This is a genomic window from Smaragdicoccus niigatensis DSM 44881 = NBRC 103563 (assembly GCF_000380645.1).
Taxonomy (GTDB): Bacteria; Actinomycetota; Actinomycetes; order Mycobacteriales; family Mycobacteriaceae; genus Smaragdicoccus; species Smaragdicoccus niigatensis.
Genome location: NZ_AQXZ01000018.1, coordinates 909,386 through 930,102 on the forward strand (window position 1 = coordinate 909,386; position 20,717 = coordinate 930,102).

The following is a 20,717-nucleotide window of genomic DNA, read 5'->3' on the forward strand; positions in this document are numbered from 1 at the left end:
TGGTTACGCCGTACGGTGCGCCCGCATCGCCGCGATCTCGCGGTCAACACGTTCCTGATCTGCACTAACACCGGCAGCCGGAATCCACTTCAGGGCAGCCACGTACACGGCGAGCAGGAGAAGAAGAACAAGCACAGCGGTCATAGTTACCAAGACTCCACCCAACTGGCCTTGCCTTAAAGGTCCAGTTACGAAATAGTGGACTGTATGGCAGAGACAACCGTCGGGGTCGCCTCCCTGCAGACGCATCTGGGTGACTGGAAGTCCGGAAACCGGAGTGCTTACGCCGGCCTCGCCGAACGTCTGAAGGTGCTCATTCACGACGGTCGAGTCCCCCTCGGCGCCGCGCTGCCCAGCGAACGTCACCTCGCCACCGCCCTCGGCGTCAGCCGCACGACGATCACCGCCGCCTACACCGAACTCCGCGACGAGGGCTACCTCCAGAGCAAGCAGGGCGCGAAGTCGACGGTCACCCTCCCGCCCGGCGCCAAGCCGACCGGTTTCATGTTCCCGGCCAGCCGTCCCGCCGGCGACCTGACCCCGATCGACATGAGCTTCGCGGCCGTGCTCTCGCCGCTCGGCGTCGATGAGGCGTACCAGTCCGCACTGCGGGCCCTGCCAGAGCACCTGACCACGCACGGCATGGAACCGATCGGACTGCCCGAACTGCGCGAAGCGGTCGCCCGTCGATACACCGAACGCGGTGCGCCGACGACGCCCGACCAGATCCTCATCACGCCCGGTGCGCAGTACGCGCTGAGGTTGATCCTCATCGCATTGGCCACCCCCGGCGACCGCGTTCTCGTCGAACACCCCACCTACCCCAATGCGCTCGATGCGATCCGAGCGGTGGGCGGACGACCCGTTCCCGTGCCGCTTCGGCCGGAGCATCCCCAGCCGTGGGACTTGAGTGCGATCGCCACGACGGCACGGCAGTCCGCGGCCAAGCTCGCCTACTTCATTCCCGACTACCAGAACCCGACCGGCCTGTGCCTCGACGATGACGGTCGGCGTGAACTCGTTCGGATCGCGCGCGAAGCGCGGACGACGCTCATCATCGACGAAGTCATGTCGGAGCTGAATCTCGATGGGCCACAGCGGCTTCCCGTCGCCTCGTTCGCGCACGGCAGCGAGGTCATCACGATCGGCTCGATGTCCAAGCACTTCTGGGGAGGCCTCCGGATCGGCTGGATTCGGGCCCACCACAGCCTCATCGCGCGCCTGGCCACGGCACGCGCCTCTATCGACCTCGGCACTCCCCTTCTTGAACAACTCACCGCGCTCGACCTGCTGACCCACCACACGCATCAGCTCGAGGCTCGCCGCAACCAACTGCGCGAAGGTCGCGCCGTCCTGCTCGACGCGGTCCAGACTCACCTCCCCGAGTGGACCTGGGTGCGCGGCGAAGGCGGACTGTCCGCCTGGTTCCAACTTCCGCAGCCGGTCTCCACGGCCCTTTCAGCGGCAGCGGTCAACCACGGAGTCCTCGTTCCCGCGGGCCCGCGGTTCGGCGTCGACGGTGCTTTCGAGCGATTCGTCCGGCTCCCGTTCGTTCGCTCGGCGACCGATCTGCGCGCGGCTGCGGAACGCCTGGCTGCGGCGTATTCCGTTGTCGCGCCGGTGAGTTCGAACACTGAACGGCCGATGATCTTCGTATAACGAATGCGGTCGACGTCCGCCTGGCAAGCCTGATTCATGGGTTCCGGCTTCTAGCGTCGCTTCAGTGCGTCACCTGACTCGTCTCTCGCTTGCCCTCGCCACCGTCGGTTCGTCGATCGCTCTCCCCCTCCTCGCCACGCCCGCCGCGACGGCCGCGCCGTGCAACTACGGCGCGATGTCCATGTCGGCGACGGGGAGCGAAATCGTCATCCCGAACGCCCCGATCGGACGCAAGCCGTCCTACGCCGATCGATCGATGCTCGGGAAGAAGCCGCAACCGCTGGTATCGAGCGAGGCCATCGGACCCGTCACGTTCGTGCAGTGGCTGGGCGGGCGAAACAGCCCGAACAACACCGCGCAGCGGTTCGGCGTCACCGGCGCCGATCTCGGAATCCCCTGGGACAACGGTCAGGCCGGCTCGAACCGCGAAACTCTGTACGCCTTCGGCGACACGTTCGGCAATTGCTCGGTGTCGGGCCAGGAATGGCGCAACAACATCCTGTTCCGCAGCGCGGACGCCAACCTCGCCGACGGCATCGCCATTCCGAACCCGGCCTATGGAGATATCTACGCGGGTTCACCGGTGCTGCAGTCGCGCACGAACTTCAGCAAGCAGATCATCCCGAAGCTCGGCATCGCGAGCCCGGAGGTCACGATCATTCCGACCGCGGCGATCTCGATCGGCAACACGCAATACATCAACTTCATGTCTGTCCGGCAGTGGGGCCAACCCGGCAGTTGGACGACGAACTACGCGGCCATCGCATTCTCGAGTGACAACGGCGAGACCTGGTCCGTTCCGCTGAAGACCGTGCGGGCGAACACGTCCATGGGAACGCGCGGAACGTACAAGTACGCCTACGGCAACGAGAAGTTCCAGATGAACGCCTACGTTCGCAAAGACGGATACCTGTACCAGTACGGGACGCCCAACGGTCGCAGTGGCGCGGCCTACCTGGCTCGGGTCCCCGAGAACGCGATCCTCGACCTGACGCAATACCGCTACTGGACCGGCAGCGCCTGGTCGACGAGTCCGCGGTACGCGCGGGCGGTCTTCGGTGCACCGGTCAGCGAACTCTCCGTCGCCTGGAACCCCTACCTGGGCAAGTTCATCACGATGTACACGAACAACTCGGGTGTCGTCATGCGCACCGCCACCAATCCGCAGGGCCCGTGGAGCAGTGCGACGACGATCCTCAGCCCAGAGGCGATCCCGGGCGGTATCTACGCGCCCTACATCCACCCGTGGTCGAGCGGCAACACGCTCTACTTCACGCTGTCATTGTGGTCGGAGTACAACGTCATGCTGCTCAAGATGACGCTCTGATTCAGGCGTGCGCGAGGCGCTGGCCCTGGGCGAAGAAGTCGGCGATCGCGTCGGCCGTCGGCAGTACGTCGATCGTCCGGGCCGCGCCGAACGGCGCGTTCCAGAAGTCGCCCTCCCGCGTGGTCCACGGCCCGATGTAGGCATAGGGCCGCGGACTGTACGAATCACCCGGCGAGATCCCGTAATTCACCTCGTCGAGGGTGATGCCGAGATCGAAGTGCTCCGGCCACAGCACCGGTTCGGCGCTGGGCGCAAAGATGTTCAACGCGCGCTGTCCTTCGGCGAACCAGCCGAGGATCACGGCAGCATCGTTCATGTTGACCTCGACTGACTCGCCAAGGTCCACTCCACTGGTGTCGTGGTAGAGCCCGGTCGGTGCACCTGCCCGGATGCCCGCCTTCGCGGCCAGCGAAGCATAGGTGCCCGTCAACGACGTCGGGCCACGGTCGGAGATCAGCGAATCCGCCGTGATGCGGACTCCGAGCTTGGCTCCCTCGACTCCGTCTCCGCTCACTTTGAGGCGGATCGTGCCGAGATCGCGGAATTGCGGTCCGGCGATGAGGAGTTCGGCGAGGCCGTGCAGACTGCGGCGGGTGGCAGCGAAGGAATCCACGGGGTCGACGCTACCTCTCCGACGTGCGAGTACGGGTGACCATTCGATGACGCATTTGCGCGCAGCGATCGATGCTGTGTCGCAAACTGTCGAACGTGGCAACTTCGGCTCGGCCTGCGCTGCACCGCAGACTTCTCCCGCACAATCCCGGGAAGCTCGTCGCGCTCGCATTCGCCGCCTGGATCGCGCTCGGCACCGCCGCACTCATGCTCCCGATATCCACCGCGGAGGATCGTTCGACCGGTCTGGTCACGGCGCTCTTCACGGCGACCGGCGCTTCGTGCGGTGCGCTCGCGGTCGTCGACACGCAAACGCATTGGTCGACATTCGGCCAGGTTGTGATCATGATTCTGGTCCAGATCGGCGGACTCGGAATCATGACCCTCGCGTCCTTGTTGACATTGCTCGTCGCGCGAAAAATCGGACTTCGGATGCAACTCGTGGCGGCATCGGAGGCGCAGGCGCTGCAACTCGGCGACACCAAGTTGGTGCTCAAGGGTGTCATTGGGATCAGCCTCGTCGTGGAGGCCGTGGTCGCCTTTCTGCTGTTCGCACGGTTCCTGCTGAGCTACTCGTACTCACCCGGAAAGGCATTGTTCTATAGCGTCTTCCACGCGATCACGTCGTACAACAACGCTGGCTACGCCTTGTATTCGGACAACCTGATGAGTTTCCAGCACGATGCCTGGGTTCTCGTCCCGGTGATGGTTGGCTGCGTGCTCGGTGGTCTCGGTTTCCCGGTGATCTTCGAACTCACCCGCGCCCTGCGCCGGGCGCGCGTGCGCCCCCGGGTCCGCCGGACGTGGACGGTCCACACCAAGATCACCCTCTGGACCTACGGCCTGCTCGTCGTCGTCGGCTTCCTCACCATCACGGCGCTCGAATGGGGCAACCCGGGGACACTGGGGCCGATGGGTGCCGGGGCGAAGATGCTCAACGGAATGTTCGCCTCGATCACCGCGCGGACGGCCGGATTCAACTCGATCGATTACGGCCATGCCGACTCGACCTCGTTGCTGATCACCGATTGTCTGATGATCATCGGCGGCGGTAGCGCATCGTCGGCGGGCGGTATCAAGGTCACCACATTCGCCTTGCTCGGCTTCGTCATGCTCGCCGAGATTCGCGGCGAACCGTCGGTTCATGTGATGGGCCGGCGCCTCCCGCTCGACGTCCAGCGGCAGGCTCTCACCGTCACGCTGTTGAGCGTCGGCGCGGTCGTCGTCGGGACCGTCATCCTCGATCTGGTGTCACCGGCCGGATTCGAGAAGTTGTTGTTCGAGGCTATCTCGGCGTTCGGCACCGTCGGCTTGAGCACCGGCATCACCCCCGACCTGCCTGCCGCCGGTCAGCTCGTCCTCGTCGGGCTGATGTTCCTCGGTCGAGTAGGCCCCATCGCGTTGGCGTCGGCGCTAGCGTTGCGCCGAAAGGAACGCCGTTTCGAGTACCCGGAGGAGCGTCCCATCGTTGGCTAATTCATCGCAGAACCGTGTGGCGGTCCTCGGCCTGGGCCGGTTCGGCCTGTCCTTGTGCGACGAGCTCATGAAGCTCGGTGTGGAGGTCCTTGCCGTCGACTCTGATCCCAAGATCATCCAGAGCGTGACGAACGATGTCACGCACGCTGCCGTTGCGGACACGACCGACCCCGAAGCCATGAGTCAGCTCGGTATTCCGGATTTCGAGAAGGCCGTCGTCGGGATCGGCACGAACATCGAGGCCAGCATCCTCACCGCCTCCGTGCTCGTGGATTTCGGCATCCCCAAGATCCTCGCGAAGGCGGTGAGCGCACAACATGCGCGCATTCTCGAACGCGTTGGCGCACACTACGTCGTCCGGCCCGAACACGACATGGGTGCGCGCGTGGCACACCGGATCACCGGCCGCATCCTCGACTACATCGAGTTCGACCCCGAATACGCCATGGTCAAGACCATTGCGCCGGCCGCGGCGGTCGGCAACACACTGGGCGAGAGCGCCTCGAGGTCGAACTTCAGCATCACCGTCGTGGCCGTCAAACACCGCGGCGGCGAGTACATCTACGCCACTGAGAGCACCATGATCGAGAAGGGCGACGTACTCATTGTCGGGGGAAAGCCGCAGGACGTGGAACGCTTCGCGCAACTGCCGAGCTGAGGTCATCGCGAAACCGCCGCACCAACTCTTCGCAGCTCACGGGCTTTCCGAAGAAGAACCCCTGCGCCATCGGATAGCCCAGGTCCGTAAGTAGCCGGGCTTCGTCCGCCGTTTCGACGCGCTCGGCGATCGTCGGCATGTGCAGCCCGTGTCCGAGCACCGCGACCGCACCCAGCAGCGATGCACCATGAGTCGACGACGCGGCGACGAACGCACCATCGAGCTTGATCTCGTCCGCCGGTAGCGATTGCAGTCGACTCAGCGACGAGTAGCCCGTCCCAAAGTCGTCGATGGCGATCCGGATTCCGCCCTCCCGCAGCTTGTCGAGGCAGTTCAGTGCTGCGCTGTTGTCCGCATCGACGACGGTCTCCGTCACCTCGATGATCAATTGCGTTGCCGGCCAACCGGTTTCCATGAGCACGCGACTGACCGTGTCGAGGTAGCGCGGATCGATCAGGGTGAGACCCGAAACGTTGACGTGCAGCTGCAGCGGTTCCGTTCCGAATGCCGCCTGAAGTTCGTGCGCTTCCTCGCACGCGCGCCGAAGCACCAGACTGTCGAGGTCGACGATGAGTCCACTCGCCTCCGCGATCTCGATGAGCTCCATCGGCGTCAGATCCGGCTTCAGCGCAGACTCCCACCGGATGAGCGCCTCGACGGCGACGATGGGATTGTCCGGCTGGTCGAGACGCACGATCGGCTGGTAGGCGAGTTTCATCCCGGACGACATCGTCGCCTGGAACTCGGCGGCGATCGGCGTACGGTGTCCCGATTCCAGGGTGATCCGGTTGCGGCCCGAATTCTTCGCCCGGTACAGCGCAACGTCCGCGCGGCCGGTCATCAACGAGCTCGACTCCCCTGGGTTCCACGAGGTCGCGCCGGCTGAGCAGCGGACATTGACCGAATCGCGCAGCGTCTCGGCGCACGACACCACAGCCGCCTCTCGCATTCCGACGAGAAGAAGTGCGAACTCGTCGCCGCCATAGCGTCCGAGCCTTGCGCTCGGCGGGATGAGCGAACTCCAGGTACGGGCGACGTGGACGAGGACCTCGTCGCCGTAGCTGTGCCCGTTGATGTCGTTGAGCCGCTTGAAGTGATCGATATCGAAGAACACGACAGCGGGCGGAATGCCGTCCGGATCGGCTGCCGAAATCGCATTGCGCAACGCGCGGTCGAATCCGCGGCGGTTGAGGAGTCCGGTCAAGCCATCGATCTCAGCGTTGCCGGCCCAACCGGCCAGCACCAGAGTCGAAATGCCGATGAGCAAGGTTGCGCTCGCACTCGGCACACCGACCCACCAGGCGAGATCCGCCCGCGACGCGACGGACACCAAGCTGCACACGATCGACACCGCGATGTAGAGACTGGCCTCGACGGGCGGACAGAACAGCGCCGCATCGGTGGCGACGAGCACGTACAACACCGATAGTGCTATCGCGCCAAACGAATCCGTCGCAGCGACGATGGCAGTCGCGATGACGAACGGCCCCAGACCGAGCATGACTCGGCCCACAATGCGCGGCATCCGTGGGCCCCATCGGACCATGATCAGGCCCGCGGTGATCGCGAACGTGGACAGCGCGACCACGGCGACGCGACTGCCCGGGCCGTCGGCCATCATCAGCGCGACCACCAGACCGACCGAACCGCCGCCGAAATAGAACACGCCCGTCGTGGTCTGCATGAAATTGCTATAGACAAGCGGGGACGACCGGACGGTACTCCCCTGGAACGTCCGCGTGACCTCCCGAAACAGGCCCCGGATCATATGCGCCTCGCTCGATGGCAGTTCACCTTCGATCGTCCCACGTCACGACGGCAGGCGGACTGAACCGATACCGGACAAACGTCCAGATCGCGACTTCTCACAGCGATGGTTCAGAATCCGCTCGCTAGGTTCCCGCCATGACGAACGTTCAGTCCACGCGGCTTTCGCTGTCGACCGGTGATGCGCTCAGCAAGGTTCCGGAGGTGACCCTGTGGTTCTGGGTTATCAAGATCCTGTGCACCACGGTCGGCGAGAGCTTTGCCGACTGGATCAACATGACCCTCGGAGTCGGACTCGAGGCCACTGCGGCGATATTCACAGTGGTCCTCGCGGGAGTGCTGGCCTGGCAGTTGCGACTGGCTCGGTATGTCCCGGGGGTCTATTGGCTGACGGTGGTCGTCTTCAGCGTCACGGGAACCTTGTACACCGACATCCTCACCGACAGCCTCCACGTCCCGCTCGCGTTGAGTACAGCGGTGTTCAGTGTGGTGCTCGGGGCAGTCTTCGGCATCTGGTACGTCCGAGAACGCACGCTGTCGATCCACTCGATCACGAGTCTGCCGCGCGAGGCGTTCTACTGGCTCGCCATTCTCGTTACCTTCGCGCTGGGCACGGCGACTGGGGACTGGACGCTGGAACTCACGGGCTGGGCTCCCGGAGTCTCCGTACTGCTGCCGGCGGGCCTGATTGTCGCCATCATCGTGTGCTGGCGCCTGCGCCTCAATGCAGTGCTGTCCTTCTGGCTCGCCTACATCTTGACGCGGCCGCTGGGCGCGAATATCGGCGACTGGCTCGCATCACCGTCCAGCGAACATGGCCTCGGCCTGGGCACAGCGCTCACCAGCGTTGCGTTCCTGGCGGTCATCCTCGCGGCGGTCAGCTACCTGACGTGGTCGCGGAGCGACGTCATCAACAATCCCCTTCGCGAGGACCTCACGAAACCGGCGCGATGATCGTCTACATGGTGTGGGGGAAAACAGCGTTCAAGCAGACGAGGCCGTTGAGGTGCTCGCCGCGATGCGTGCTGCCCTGCCGCTGCAGGCCTCGGGTACCCGCGCCGACCAGGCGGCATTGTTCGTCGAGATCGAGACGCTCAAGCGGCAACTCGACGCCCTCAGCTACCGGGTCCTGGCCGAGCTGGAGACTCGGACGGATGACTCGCTCGGCATCATGCAGACCGTAGACGCGGTCGCCGATGCGGCCCGTCTGGAGAAGAAAGACGTCCGCGCACGGCTGCGGATCGCCGCCGACCTGACCCCACGCGTCATGGTCAGTGGCGAAGTCGTCGCACCGAACCTCGAATACGTCGCCGAAGTGGTGAACAACGGCACCGTGGGTCGCGAGCACCTCACGGTGATCCGCCGGTTCTTCAAGAACCTCCCGCGGGTGGTCGAGCCCGACGCACGCGTGTTCGCCGAACAACAGCTCGCGGACTGGGCCACCCAGTTCCGCCCCGACGAACTCGCCAAGCTCGCGGACCGGCTCCGCCACGTCATCGACCCGGACGGCACCCTCGACGATGACCTGGACCGGGCCCGCAAGCGGCATTTCACGCTGCACAAGCAGGGCAGCGACAAGATGGTGTCCGGCACGTTCTGCCTCACCCCGGAAGCTGCCGCCTATTTGGAGGCGTACCTGGCGAAGTTCGCGCGCCGCGGCATGTGCAACCCGGCCGATGCCGAGCCCACGATCGACCACGACCCCACCGAAGCCGACATCAAGGCCGACACCCGTACCTACGGTCAGCGGTGTCATGACGCACTCGTGGCGATGCTGCGCGCGATCCTCATGTCCGGGGATTTGGGCCAGCACCGGGGTATGCCGGTTACGGTCATCATCACTGCCGATATCACCGCCCTGGACCCGGCGTTGGGTGCCCCACAGGCCGGACGCACCGGCGGCAGCCTCGACATCCCGATCAGTGACGTCCTGCGCATGGCCGGACACGCCGAACTGTTCCTCGCCACCCTTTTCGGCGACGCCACACCAGTCGAGCTCTATCACGGTCGGACCCGGCGGATCGCCTCACCCGGGCAGCGGTTGATGCTCGCGGCGACCGAACGCGGCTGCAGCTTCCCCGGGTGTGACCGGGGTGCCTACTACACCCAAGCCCACCACGCCGTCGATGACTGGACCGACGGAGGCCGGACCAACATCGACGAGCTGGCACCGGCCTGCGACGTGCATCATCCACTCGCCGGCCCCGGTCTTCGTCAATGGAGAACCACGAAAAACCATCTCGGATGGACGGTGTGGATACCACCCAAAATCATTGACCCGGAACGTAAACCCCGGGTCAACCACTTCCACCACCCCGAACGCAGACTCAGGGGTGCGATGTGACGCGCCTCGGCTTGCTCACCGGAATTGACCACATCGGTCAGCAAGATCAAACGCTCCGGCGCAAAATACTCGGCATGGCAAACGATGTCCTGGCCCCAGGCAGCAGCTTCGCGGGCTACACCATCGTTCGCCTGCTCGGCCGAGGCGGCATGGGCGCGGTCTATGTGGCTAAGCACCCGCAGCTTCCGCGGCTGGTCGCCTTGAAAGTCTTGCACCGCAGCCTCACGGAGAACGACTACATCCGGAAGCGTTTCGAACTCGAAGCCGAACACGCGGCCCGTCTCGATCACCCCAACATCGTGACGGTGTACGACCGCGGACGTGTCGACGATCAGCTGTGGATAGCGATGAAATACGTCGAGGGAAGCGACGCGGCTGAGCAGCTCCGATCCGGCCCGTTCCCGGTCGGCCGTGCCGTGCATATCCTCACCGAGACGGCGAGCGCTCTCGACTATGCGCACCGGTGCGGGATTCTTCATCGCGATGTCAAACCGGCGAACATCCTGCTCGCACCCGGAGCGCCGGGACAGCTCGAGCGCGTCATGCTCGCCGATTTCGGCATCGCGAAGGCGATCGACGAATCAACGAGCCTCACGCAGACCGGGTCCCTCGTGGCGACCTTGCGGTATGCGTCGCCCGAGCAACTCGAAGGACTGCCACTCGACGGCCGGGCGGACGTGTATTCGCTGGCCTGCACGTTCTACCACCTACTCACCGGCTACCCGCCGTATCGGGGCGAGAGCAGCGCGGCGATCATCCAGGGGCACCTCAATCAGCCGATACCCACGATCTCGGACGTCATCCCGGGCGTTCCGATGCAGCTCGATGCAGTGATCGCCCGAGGCCTCGCGAAGAACCGCGATCACCGATATCCGACATGTGAGGCGCTGTCCAACGCGGTGCGCGAGGCGTTCTTCTCCGCGTCGACCACCGCTCCCGCCACCTACCAACGTCCGGCGTCGGCGATGCCGACGACCCAGCACAACGTGCGGCCGATGGCGCCCCAAGCGCCACCGTCATCTCAACGACCGCGGCGGAACAACAAACGAGCCCTTTTCGTCGGACTCGCCCTCGTCGTGCTGATCGCTGCGGCGTCCGTCGGCGGATACCTGTACTGGCAGCGCGGCACGGCGGGTCCAGCACCGGAAGTTCTCGCCTTCAGCGGACTTTCCGGGCCCCACGGTCTCGCCATCGACAAGGACGGCGCAGTGCTGGTGGTCGATTCAAACAATCGGCGCGTCGTCCGCCTGTATCAGGGCCAGCAGACGACCTTGCCATTCAACGAACTGAATGCGCCGAGCGGACTCGCACTCCATGACGGCGCGATCTACGTGACCGACCCAATCGCTCGGCAGGTGTGGCAGCGACTGCCCGGCGAGGACCCGAAGAAACTGCCGTTCGACAGTCTGTCGGAACCGGTTGCGGTCGCAGTCAGCCCGGGAGGCGACATTTACGTCAGCGATTACGTCGGCAAGTCGGTGTGGGTCGCTTACGCGCAGTCTGATGTGTTCGAGAGGGTCGACATCGACGGCCTGAGCTCGCCGCACGGGCTCGCCATCCACGGTCAAATGCTCTACATCGCCGACACCACCGCAAACCGCGTCGTCAGCTACGACCTGCTCAATCACGTTCAGACCACTCTGCCGTTCAACGATCTCGCTTCGCCGAACGCCGTCGCCGTCAACACCGCCGGAGACATCTACGTCACGGACGCGTCCGTCAAACACCGCGTCGCGAAGTTCGATGCGACGACCGGTGACCTGACCGCACTGGAACTCGACGAGCGCACCTACGCGCAAGGAATCGCTGTGGACCTGACCGGCGCAGTGTTCGTCAGCGACCTGAACCGAAGTCAGGTCATCCGGCTCAACGAACGTTAGACAGTGAAGCCCAGCGCCCGCAGCTGCTCGCGGCCGTCGTCGGTGATCTTGTCCGGACCCCACGGCGGCAGCCAGACCCAGTTGATCTTGAGGTCTTCGACAATGCCGCTACGAACGAGTGCGTTGCGCGACTGGTCCTCGATGACGTCCTGCAGCGGGCAGGCCGCCGACGTCAGAGTCATATCCAAGACGGCGACGTTCTCGACGACGGTAAGCCCGTAGACGAGCCCGAGGTCGACGACGTTGATGCCGAGTTCCGGGTCGACGACGTCGCGCATCGCCTCTTCGATGACCTCGGCCAGCTCTGCGTCTTCAACAGACGGAGTTTCGGGCTCGTTGCTCATTTTCCGGCTCCGTTCTCGTCATCCGATGAAATCCGCACCACTGCGTCCTTGAATGCCATCCAGCCGAGCAATGCGCACTTCACGCGGGCGGGGTACTTCGACACCCCCGCGAACGCGATGCCGTCACCGATGACGTCCTCGTCACCTTCGATCGTGCCACGGCTGGAGATCATCTCGTTGAACGCGTCGAGAATCTCCAGCGCCTCGGTCAACGGCTTGCCGATGACCAATTCAGTCAGCACGGAGGTAGAGGCCTGGCTGATTGAACAGCCCTGACCGTCGTACGAGACGTCGCCGACGACACCGTCGTTTAGCGCGACGCGCATCGTGACCTCGTCACCACACGTCGGGTTGACGTGGTGCACCTCAGCGCCGAACGGCTCACGAAGCCCGCGGTGATGCGGGTGCTTGTAGTGGTCCAGGATGATCTCCTGGTACATCTGTTCCATTCTCACGCGCCGAAGAACTCCTTAGCCCGACGAATGGCTGCCACCAACACATCGACCTCGTCGACCGTGTTGTACAGCGCAAACGATGCGCGCGCCGAAGCTGCGATGCCGAATCGGCGGTGCAGCGGCCACGCGCAGTGGTGACCCACACGGATTGCAACGCCTTCGTCGTCCAAAATCTGCCCGAGGTCGTGCGCGTGGATACCGTCGACCACGAACGACACCGCTCCACCGCGGTTGGTCGTGTCCGTCGGACCCACGATGCGCAGGCCTTCGATCTCGCTGAGGCCCTTGATCGCCGCCTCGACGAGCGTGTGCTCGTGCGCGGCAACCGCGTCCATTCCGATCGCTTCGAGATACCGCACCGCGGCACCGAGACCAACGACCTGAGAGGTCATCGGGACGCCGGCTTCGAAGCGCTGCGGGGGCGCCGCGAAGGTGGTCTTGTCCATAAAGACCGTCTCGATCATCGAGCCACCGGTGATGAACGGCGGTGTCTCGTCGAGCAGCGCGCGCTTGCCATACAACACACCGACACCCGACGGGCCGAGCATCTTGTGGCCCGAGAAGGCCGCGAAGTCGACGTCGAGAGCCGTGAAGTCCACCGGCATGTGCGGCACCGACTGGCAGGCGTCGAGCACGACGATCGCACCGACGGCACGCGCCCGACGAACCAATTCCTCGACCGGAGCGACTGCACCGGTGACGTTCGATTGATGCGTGAACGCGACGACTTTCGTGTTCTCGGTCAGTTCGAGCGAGTCGAGGTCGATGCGTCCGTCATCCGTGACGCCGTACCACTTGAGGGTGGCCCCGGTCTTGCGTGCAGTTTCCTGCCACGGCACGAGGTTCGCGTGGTGCTCGAGCTCGGTGATGACGATCTCGTCGCCGGGCTTGAGGCAGTACGGGAACCGGTCGTCCGCGAACGCGAACGTCACGAGATTGAGCGCTTCGGTCGCGTTCTTGGTGAAGGCGATCTCGCCAGCAGTGGCACCGACGAACCGAGCGATGTCCTCACGCGCACCTTCGTACGCGTCAGTCGCTTCCTCGGCGAGCTGGTGAGCACCGCGGTGAACCGCGGCGTTGCTCGTCGTCAGGAATTCGCGCTCGGCATCGAGAACCTGGACCGGTCGCTGGGACGTCGCACCGGAGTCCAGATACACCAGCGGCTTCCCGTCGCGCACCGTCCGGCTCAGGATCGGAAAGTCCGTCCTGATCCTGGTGACGTCGAGACCGGTCACGGCAGTCATGTCAGGCCCCAGCTGCGACAGAGGTGAAGCGCACGTAGCCGTTCGCGTCGAGTTCGTTGGCGAGCTCCTCAGCACCGGACTCGACGATGCGGCCACCGACGAAAACGTGCACGAAGTCAGGCTTGATGTAGCGCAGGATGCGGGTGTAGTGCGTGATGAGGAGCAGACCGCCCTCTTCACGTTCCTTGTACTTGTTGACACCTTCGGACACCACACGCAGCGCGTCGACGTCGAGGCCGGAGTCGGTCTCATCGAGGATCGCGAACTTCGGCTTCAGCAGGCCGAGCTGCAGGATCTCGTGACGCTTCTTCTCACCACCGGAGAATCCCTCGTTGACCGAGCGCTCGCCGAACGACGGGTCGATCTCGAGCTCGGTCATCGCGGTCTTGACTTCCTTGACCCAGTGCCGAAGCTTCGGTGCCTCACCACGAACCGCGGTCGCCGCGGTGCGCAGGAAGTTCGACATCGAGACGCCCGGAACCTCGACCGGGTACTGCATCGCGAGGAACAGACCAGCGCGGGCCCGCTCGTCAACGCTCATCTCGAGAACGTCTTCGCCGTCGAGGGTGATCGAACCCTGGGTGATCGTGTACTTCGGGTGGCCGGCGATCGCGTAGCTCAGCGTCGACTTACCCGAGCCGTTCGGGCCCATGATCGCGTGGGTCTCGCCCGAGTTGATCGTCAGGGTAACGCCGGTCAGGATCTGCTTGGTCTCGCCTTCAGCAGTCGTGATCTCGACGTGCAGGTCCTTGATTTCGAGGGTGCTCATTCAAAATTCCTTAAGCGTTGATCGCAGCTAGTTCGAGTTCGATTGCGTCGGCGACATGCGTGCGCACGGATTCCACGGCGATCTTGCTGATGATCTCGTGGAAGAAACCACGCACCACCAGCTGTCGCGCCTGGTCTTCCGGAATGCCGCGGGCCCGAAGGTAGAACAGCTGCTCTTCGTCGAACTTTCCGGTCGCGCTCGCGTGACCTGCACCCGCGATTTCTCCGGTCTCGATCTCGAGGTTCGGAATCGAATCGGCACGCGCATGGTCGGTCAGGAGCAGGTTGCGGTTGACCTCGTACGTGTCCGTGCCTTCGGCGGCCGCGCGGATGAGGACGTCGCCGACCCACACGGTGTGTGCGTCGGGCTTGCCCTCGAGACCCTGCAGCGCGCCCTTGTACATGACGTTCGACTTGCAGTTCGGCTGAGCGTGATCCACCAGGAGTCGGCTCTCGAAGAACTGACCAGCGTCGGCGAAGTACAGGCCGAGAAGCTCAGCGTCCCCGCCCGGTCCGTCGAAACGAACGTTTGCGCTCAGGCGGACGACATCGCCACCAAGCGTCACCGCAGTGTGGCGAAGCACGGCGTCGCGGCCGAGCTTGGCGTGGTGCTGCGTGACGTGTGCGGCGCTGTCCGCCCAGTCATGGACGACGACAACCGTCAGATGTGAACTGTCACCCAGCACGAACTCGACGTTCTCGGCGTACGTGCCGGAGCCGACGTAGTTGATGACAACCGTGGCCCGAGCGAAGTTGCCGAGGCGGATCTGCAGGTGGCCGTAGGAGGTGTGGTCACCGGTGACGGTGACGATGACCGCTTCGCTGGCCTCGACCTCTTTCGGCACCTCGATGACAGTTGCCTTCGAGAAACCGCTGTACGCCTGTGCCGCAACGCGGTCGGACGGAGCACCGCCCGCACCAAGGCGCGCGTCGTCACGACCGACGGTCTCGACGAGAACGCCTTCCGGAGCGGCAACCTCGATGACTGCCTCACCATCGACGACAGCCGTGCCGTCGTGAAGACCGCGCAGACGACGCAACGGCGTGAAACGCCATGCCTCGTCGCGACCCGCGGGCACCTCGAACTGGTTCACGTCGTACGACGTGAAGACCTCGCCCTTGTTTGCGGGCAGGTTGGTCGACCCGACCCCGCGAGCCTCTGCGGCTTCTACAACTGCACTGTGGCCAGGCTTGTGCTGACCAGTAAGTGACCCCATTTAGCCGACGGACCCTTCCATCTGGAGCTCGATGAGCCGGTTCAGCTCGAGCGCGTATTCCATGGGCAGTTCCTTGGCGATCGGCTCCACGAAGCCGCGCACCACCATTGCCATTGCCTCGTCCTCGGTCATGCCGCGGCTCATCAGGTAGAACAACTGGTCTTCCGACACCTTCGAGACGGTGGCCTCGTGACCCATCGTCACGTCGTCCTCACGGATGTCGACGTACGGGTAGGTGTCCGAACGCGAGATGTTGTCGACGAGCAGCGCGTCGCACTTCACGGTCGACTTCGAGCCGTAAGCGCCCTTGTTGATCTGCACGAGACCGCGGTAGGACGCGCGTCCACCACCACGAGCCACCGACTTCGACACGATGGTCGACGAGGTGTGCGGTGCCAGGTGCAGCATCTTCGCACCGGTGTCCTGGTGCTGGCCCTCGCCGGCGAACGCGACGGAAAGCACCTCACCGTGGGCGTGCTCGCCCATCATCCACACCGCCGGGTACTTCATGGTGACCTTGGAACCGATGTTGCCGTCGATCCACTCCATCGTGGCGCCGGCCTCGGCCTTCGCACGCTTGGTGACCAGGTTGTAGACGTTGTTCGACCAGTTCTGGATGGTCGTGTAGCGGCAGCGGCCACCCTTCTTGACGATGATCTCGACGACCGCCGAGTGCAGTGAGTCGGAGCTGTAGACCGGAGCGGTACATCCCTCGACGTAGTGCACGTACGCGTCCTCGTCGACGATGATGAGCGTCCGCTCGAACTGACCCATGTTCTCGGTGTTGATCCGGAAGTAGGCCTGCAGCGGGATGTCGACGTGCACGCCCTTCGGCACATAGATGAACGAGCCACCCGACCACACCGCCGTATTCAGCGCCGAGAACTTGTTGTCCCCAGCCGGGATGACGGTGCCGAAGTACTCCTTGAAGAGTTCCGGTTGCTCGCGCAATGCCGTGTCGGTGTCGAGGAAGATGACACCCTGCTTCTCGAGGTCCTCACGGATCGAGTGGTAGACGACCTCGGACTCGTACTGAGCCGCCACACCCGACACGAGGCGCTGCTTCTCCGCCTCGGGGATGCCGAGCTTGTCGTAGGTGTTCTTGATGTCAGCGGGGAGATCGTCCCACGTCGCAGCCTGCTTCTCGCTGGAGCGGACGAAGTACTTGATGTTGTCGAAGTGGATGCCGTCGAGGTCGCTGCCCCAGTTCGGCATCGGCTTCTTGTCGAAGATCCGGAGCGACTTCAAACGCTGCTCGAGCATCCACTCGGGCTCGCTCTTCTTCGCCGAGATGTCCCGGACGACAGCTTCGGAGAGACCGCGCTGCGCACTGGCGCCGGCGACGTCCTTGTCATGCCAGCCGTAGCCGTAGTTACCCAGCGACGCGATGGTCTCTTCCTGGGTAAGCGGCGTGGCCTGGTCAGTTGTGACGCTCATGCGAGCCCCTCTTCCGTGCGGTTGGTGCCGGTCTTGATGGTCAATGGGATGTTCGTGGTGCAGGCGCAGTTGCCGTTGGCGATCGTCGCAAGGCGCTGCACATGAGTACCGAGGATCTCGCGGAATGCTTCGAGCTCGGCTTCACACAATTCCGGAAATTCCTCGGCGACATGCGAAACCGGGCAATGATGCTGGCAGATCTGCACGCCCGAGCCAACTTCGCGAATGCTGGCAGCGAAACCCTTCGAGGTGAACGCGCCCGCGATCTCTTCGGCCTTGGCTTCCATCTGGCCCGGTTCATGCAGCGGCTCGACGCCGCCAACGATGGCTTCGACGCGCTTACGCGCGAACTGCTTGATGGCTTCCTCGCCGCCGATTTCGCGCAGCTGGCGCATGGCCGCACCGGCGAGATCGTCGTAGGCGTGGACCAACTTGCCACGGCCCGTAGCGGTAAGCTGGAACATCTTGGGTGGGCGTCCACGGCCGCGGTGCGCCCAAGCCGGGGCGTTGATGGCCTGTGCCTCGCCCGACTCCAGGAGCGCGTCCAGGTGGCGACGAACGCCTGCTGCGGTGAGGCTGAGGCGCTCGCCAATGTCGGGGGCGGTGATCGGACCTTCTTCGAGAAGGAGCTTCACGACGGCGGCACGGGTGCGACCTTCTGTGCTTACCGGCGCGAGCGGCTCCGCGGCGACGGCGATACCGTCGCGCGCATCAACCAGCTTCTCCGCGGATTTCACAACAACAGTGTGACGGAATTCCGGCTGGGTGGCTAGGCAGGATAGCCTAACCAGCCCTTGAGACAAGGGTCACACGCGGTCACGGCGTGACCGTGACGGTGGTGCCAACCTCGGTCCAGTCATACAGCCACCGCATCGCGTCGTCCGGCAGGCGGACGCAACCGTGCGAGCCGTCCGTCACGAAGTTCGCCGCACCAAACGGGATGACTTGCCACGACGCGTCGTGAAACCCGAAGTCACCGAAGAAGGGCATCCAGTAGTGCACGAAGTCGCTGTAGCCCGGCCCCTCGAGCGTGCGGTCGACTTCCTTGGCTTCGATGTACCACGTACCGGTCGGTGTCCCCTGCCCGGAAGCGACCGCGCCCGTCGTGACCGGTGACGTACGAATCTCCCGCGGGCCCTCACACATCCACGCGAATTGCTTCGACAGGCTGACCTCGATCAGCTTGGCATCCGTGTTCGCTGAACATGGCGAATAGGCAAGGCCCGGCGATGGTTTCGGGGCCGTCACCGCGGGTGCCGCAGCCATGACAAGCGGTCTGGCGTCGCCGAAGTTCTGCACTTCGGGTGACTTGCTCGCACAGCCGGCAGCGAGCATCACCGAGACCGCCGCCACGACGCGACTGCCTGGATGTGCTCGATTGGTGGCCACGATCACCAAGTTACGAGCCGTCTGCGATCTCGGCTACGAACCTCGCAAAATGCTCACGATCTGAGTCTGTCCCTTTGCCTGCGCGTGCTCCAACGCAGTGACTCCGTTGCGGTCCTTGATGGATTTGTCGGCGCCCGCCCCGAGCAGAATCCGGACGATCTCCTGATACTTCGCGCTGCCGTCGCCATAGACGACGGCTTCGAGCAACGCTGTCCAGCCCGGATCGTTGACGTGGTTGACGTCGATCCCCGTCTGCACCACACGACGCACGTAATCGACGTGCCCACGCTCACTCGCTGGAATCACCGACAGACCACCGAATCGGTTCTCGATCGCCAGATCCGGGTTCGCCGGAAGCAAGACCTCCAGCATCCGAACGCTGCCCGTGACGCCGGTGACCAACCACGGGGTGTCGTGCCGGTCGTCGAGTGAGTCCGGGTCCGCACCCATGGCAACGAGGAGTCGGGCCGACTCGACGTGGTCGAAGGTCGCGGCAAGCAGCAGCGCAGTGCGCTGATGATCGTCGCGGGCCTCGATGTTGGCACCGGCTCGCAGAGCCAGAGCAACTCGGTCCGGGTCGCCTGCCGCCGCCGCTTCCAGCAGGGCCGTGTCCGGGTTCGCCGGCAGGGGCGTTCCGGTCAGCATCGTGAGAATCCTTTCGGAATTGGTCAGTCCACGGTGCTGGGCCATCTGAAGCGGAGTCAGGCCCTCACTCCCCGATCGATCCGTGAGCCGCACACCGCCGGCCGCGAGTGCCCGGATGGCGGTCGCATACTCGGCATCGTCCTTGCCGTACCAAACGACCTCGTGAATGGCCTGGTAGCCGCTTCGATTGACGTGGTCGCGATCGATTCCGGCCCGGAGCAGTGCACCCACGATCAACCCGTGCCCGCGCTCGGCGGCCCGGATGAGGCCCGTGCCGTTATAACTGTCCTTGTCGTTGACCTCAGCGCCGTGTTCGAGCGTGAGGCGCAGCAACTCCAGATATCCCTCGCTCGTGGCGATGAGGAATGCGGACTGTTGGGTGTCGTCTTTTGCGTTGACGTTCGCACCTGACTCGATCAGCTTTCGGGCCGATTCGACATCGTTGCGCCAGGCCGCCGCACGCAGCTGTGAATCAAGCTCAGCCTGATCTGCTGCCGCGAGCGGTGCGGCTCTTCAAACGGTCGGGTCGGTGACCACCTCGAACGGACCCGTCGGCGGCTCCTCCTTGAAGTTGCTGTCGACGAAGAGCGTTTGCCCGCGAAGCGGCTTCGCCGTGGTGAACACGCGCTTCGGATCGGTCCGCTCTTCGCGGACCTTCTCCACGGCGGAGCCATCGGCGGTAAGGCGCAGGGTGGCGAGCAGGTGGTCGAAGTTCCGAACGACCGTGAGGGTGTCGCCCTGCAGGATGAGGCCGTCGGCGTTGTTCAGTCCCGTTCCGCCCCGAACAGCCGTCGCGGCACCGGTCTTAGTGTCGAACCGCCACAGCATTCCCGTGTTGCCCTGCGCAACGACGAACGCCGACCGATCGGCGCTGAGCACGATGCCCCCGAGATTGAAGCCTTCCTTGCGCTCGATCTGGCCCTTGGCGTCCGCCCAGAGGGTCGCCTTCCAGGCGGAGCCGTCGAGGGCAATCCGGAAGATCTGCGGGTCGTTCGAGTTCGTGAAGTACGCGGCACCGTCCGGTCCGATCGCGACGTCGTTGAGGAACACCTGGTTGCCCGGTGCCCGGAGAGCCGCGAGCAGCGTGCCTTCGGGGCTGTAGACCCACAGGTCCGGTTTGTCGTTGCCGATTCCGTTCGGCCCGCCGGCGATGTAGATGCGCCCCTCACTGTCGACCGTGATGCCGCGAGCGGTGGTGCGGCCGTCGGTGCCGTCGCCCTTCAGCCATTCCTCGGTCTTCGCGACGCCCGAGGTTCCGCGGTGGATCTCGCCACCGCTCACCTCGCTGACATAGAAAACCCCACGCTTGTCGTCCACGCCGATTCCCTCGAAGGTCGATCCGGTCGCGTCGGCTGTCAGCTGGTAGGTCGACGGCAACTGCGGCGCCGAGGCGGACTGCGCCTCGCTCTGGCAGGCGGTGCTCAGAATGGCGATCGACAGGAGTGCGGAAGTGAGGGCGAGTTTGCGTTTCATGCCTTCCACCGTGCTTTGTGGG

The 20,717-nt window shown here is 64.4% G+C and carries 19 protein-coding genes and 1 pseudogene; 7 read left to right on the top strand and 13 right to left on the bottom strand.

All coding sequences use genetic code 11. The features are described from left to right. Positions 1-3: 3 nt before the first annotated feature. The gene (locus F600_RS31720) at positions 4-144 is read right to left on the bottom strand and encodes a hypothetical protein (protein ID WP_018162551.1); all 141 of its coding nucleotides are present in this window, start codon (positions 142-144) and stop codon (positions 4-6) included. A gap of 63 nt (positions 145-207) precedes the next feature. Here F600_RS31720 and yczR point away from each other — a divergent pair, with 63 nt between their 5' ends. Then, entirely contained in the window at positions 208-1,659 is a 1,452-nt protein-coding gene (yczR, locus tag F600_RS0120630) for a MocR-like transcription factor YczR (RefSeq protein WP_018162552.1), read from the top strand. Between the two features lie 64 nt (positions 1,660-1,723). Further along, a complete protein-coding gene (locus F600_RS0120635) occupies positions 1,724-2,986 on the top strand; it encodes a glycoside hydrolase family 183 protein (protein ID WP_018162553.1) in 1,263 nt (420 codons plus the stop codon). 1 nt (position 2,987) lies between these two features. Here the strand turns inward: F600_RS0120635 and F600_RS0120640 are convergent, their stop codons facing one another. After that, complete coding sequence (locus F600_RS0120640) at positions 2,988-3,599, bottom strand: hypothetical protein (protein ID WP_018162554.1); 612 nt, start codon at positions 3,597-3,599, stop codon at positions 2,988-2,990. Positions 3,600-3,670: 71 nt separating this feature from the next. On the opposite strand from F600_RS0120640, the gene F600_RS0120645 reads away from it, so the two are divergent. After that, positions 3,671-5,074: a TrkH family potassium uptake protein gene (locus F600_RS0120645; protein ID WP_018162555.1), complete on the top strand. Its 1,404-nt coding sequence runs from the start codon at positions 3,671-3,673 to the stop codon at positions 5,072-5,074. Next, positions 5,067-5,732: a potassium channel family protein gene (locus F600_RS0120650; RefSeq protein ID WP_245541579.1), complete on the top strand. Its 666-nt coding sequence runs from the start codon at positions 5,067-5,069 to the stop codon at positions 5,730-5,732. The genes F600_RS0120645 and F600_RS0120650 overlap by 8 nt, the downstream gene beginning before the upstream one ends. On the opposite strand, the gene F600_RS29225 is transcribed toward F600_RS0120650, so the two are convergent. Then, complete coding sequence (locus F600_RS29225) at positions 5,677-7,416, bottom strand: putative bifunctional diguanylate cyclase/phosphodiesterase (protein WP_162141457.1); 1,740 nt, start codon at positions 7,414-7,416, stop codon at positions 5,677-5,679. The two genes, F600_RS0120650 and F600_RS29225, sit on opposite strands and share 56 nt — an antisense overlap. Positions 7,417-7,637: 221 nt before the next feature. Between F600_RS29225 and F600_RS0120660 the strand changes: the two are divergent. The 3 genes and pseudogenes from F600_RS0120660 to F600_RS0120670 form a co-directional block, all read left to right on the top strand. Next, positions 7,638-8,417 (top strand): annotated as a pseudogene (locus F600_RS0120660) (COG4705 family protein); the annotation flags it as partial. Positions 8,418-8,466: 49 nt separating this feature from the next. Further along, complete coding sequence (locus F600_RS0120665) at positions 8,467-9,843, top strand: HNH endonuclease signature motif containing protein (protein ID WP_018162559.1); 1,377 nt, start codon at positions 8,467-8,469, stop codon at positions 9,841-9,843. A gap of 74 nt (positions 9,844-9,917) precedes the next feature. Then, positions 9,918-11,723, top strand: a complete 1,806-nt coding sequence (locus F600_RS0120670) for a serine/threonine-protein kinase PknD (RefSeq protein WP_026306777.1) — start codon at positions 9,918-9,920, stop codon at positions 11,721-11,723. Here F600_RS0120670 and F600_RS0120675 read toward each other — a convergent pair. The 10 genes from F600_RS0120675 to F600_RS0120720 all read right to left on the bottom strand — a co-directional run bounded on the left by F600_RS0120675 (position 11,720) and on the right by F600_RS0120720 (position 20,695). Next, positions 11,720-12,067 (bottom strand): metal-sulfur cluster assembly factor, encoded by a 348-nt coding sequence (locus F600_RS0120675; protein WP_018162561.1) that lies wholly within the window; start codon positions 12,065-12,067, stop codon positions 11,720-11,722. The two genes, F600_RS0120670 and F600_RS0120675, sit on opposite strands and share 4 nt — an antisense overlap. Continuing rightward, positions 12,064-12,522: a Fe-S cluster assembly sulfur transfer protein SufU gene (sufU, locus tag F600_RS0120680; protein ID WP_026306778.1), complete on the bottom strand. Its 459-nt coding sequence runs from the start codon at positions 12,520-12,522 to the stop codon at positions 12,064-12,066. Before sufU ends, F600_RS0120675 begins: the two co-directional genes overlap by 4 nt. Continuing rightward, positions 12,519-13,766 (bottom strand): cysteine desulfurase, encoded by a 1,248-nt coding sequence (locus F600_RS0120685; RefSeq protein WP_018162563.1) that lies wholly within the window; start codon positions 13,764-13,766, stop codon positions 12,519-12,521. The genes sufU and F600_RS0120685 overlap by 4 nt, the downstream gene beginning before the upstream one ends. 1 nt (position 13,767) lies before the next feature. Next, positions 13,768-14,535 carry a Fe-S cluster assembly ATPase SufC gene (gene sufC / locus F600_RS0120690; RefSeq protein WP_018162564.1) on the bottom strand — a complete coding sequence of 256 codons (768 nt, stop codon included), beginning with the start codon at positions 14,533-14,535 and terminating at the stop codon, positions 13,768-13,770. Positions 14,536-14,545: 10 nt separating this feature from the next. Then, complete coding sequence (gene sufD, locus F600_RS0120695; RefSeq protein WP_018162565.1) at positions 14,546-15,751, bottom strand: Fe-S cluster assembly protein SufD; 1,206 nt, start codon at positions 15,749-15,751, stop codon at positions 14,546-14,548. Beyond that, complete coding sequence (gene sufB / locus F600_RS0120700) at positions 15,752-17,188, bottom strand: Fe-S cluster assembly protein SufB (protein WP_018162566.1); 1,437 nt, start codon at positions 17,186-17,188, stop codon at positions 15,752-15,754. It abuts the gene before it with no gap. Then, positions 17,185-17,925, bottom strand: coding sequence for a helix-turn-helix transcriptional regulator (locus tag F600_RS0120705; RefSeq protein ID WP_018162567.1), 741 nt, complete (start codon positions 17,923-17,925; stop codon positions 17,185-17,187). The genes sufB and F600_RS0120705 overlap by 4 nt, the downstream gene beginning before the upstream one ends. Positions 17,926-18,004: 79 nt before the next feature. Then, positions 18,005-18,577, bottom strand: coding sequence for a L,D-transpeptidase (locus tag F600_RS0120710; protein ID WP_245541580.1), 573 nt, complete (start codon positions 18,575-18,577; stop codon positions 18,005-18,007). 33 nt (positions 18,578-18,610) lie between these two features. Beyond that, positions 18,611-19,687: an ankyrin repeat domain-containing protein gene (locus F600_RS31320; RefSeq protein ID WP_026306779.1), complete on the bottom strand. Its 1,077-nt coding sequence runs from the start codon at positions 19,685-19,687 to the stop codon at positions 18,611-18,613. 48 nt (positions 19,688-19,735) lie between these two features. Beyond that, positions 19,736-20,695: an SMP-30/gluconolactonase/LRE family protein gene (locus F600_RS0120720; protein ID WP_040632189.1), complete on the bottom strand. Its 960-nt coding sequence runs from the start codon at positions 20,693-20,695 to the stop codon at positions 19,736-19,738. Positions 20,696-20,717 lie beyond the last annotated feature (22 nt).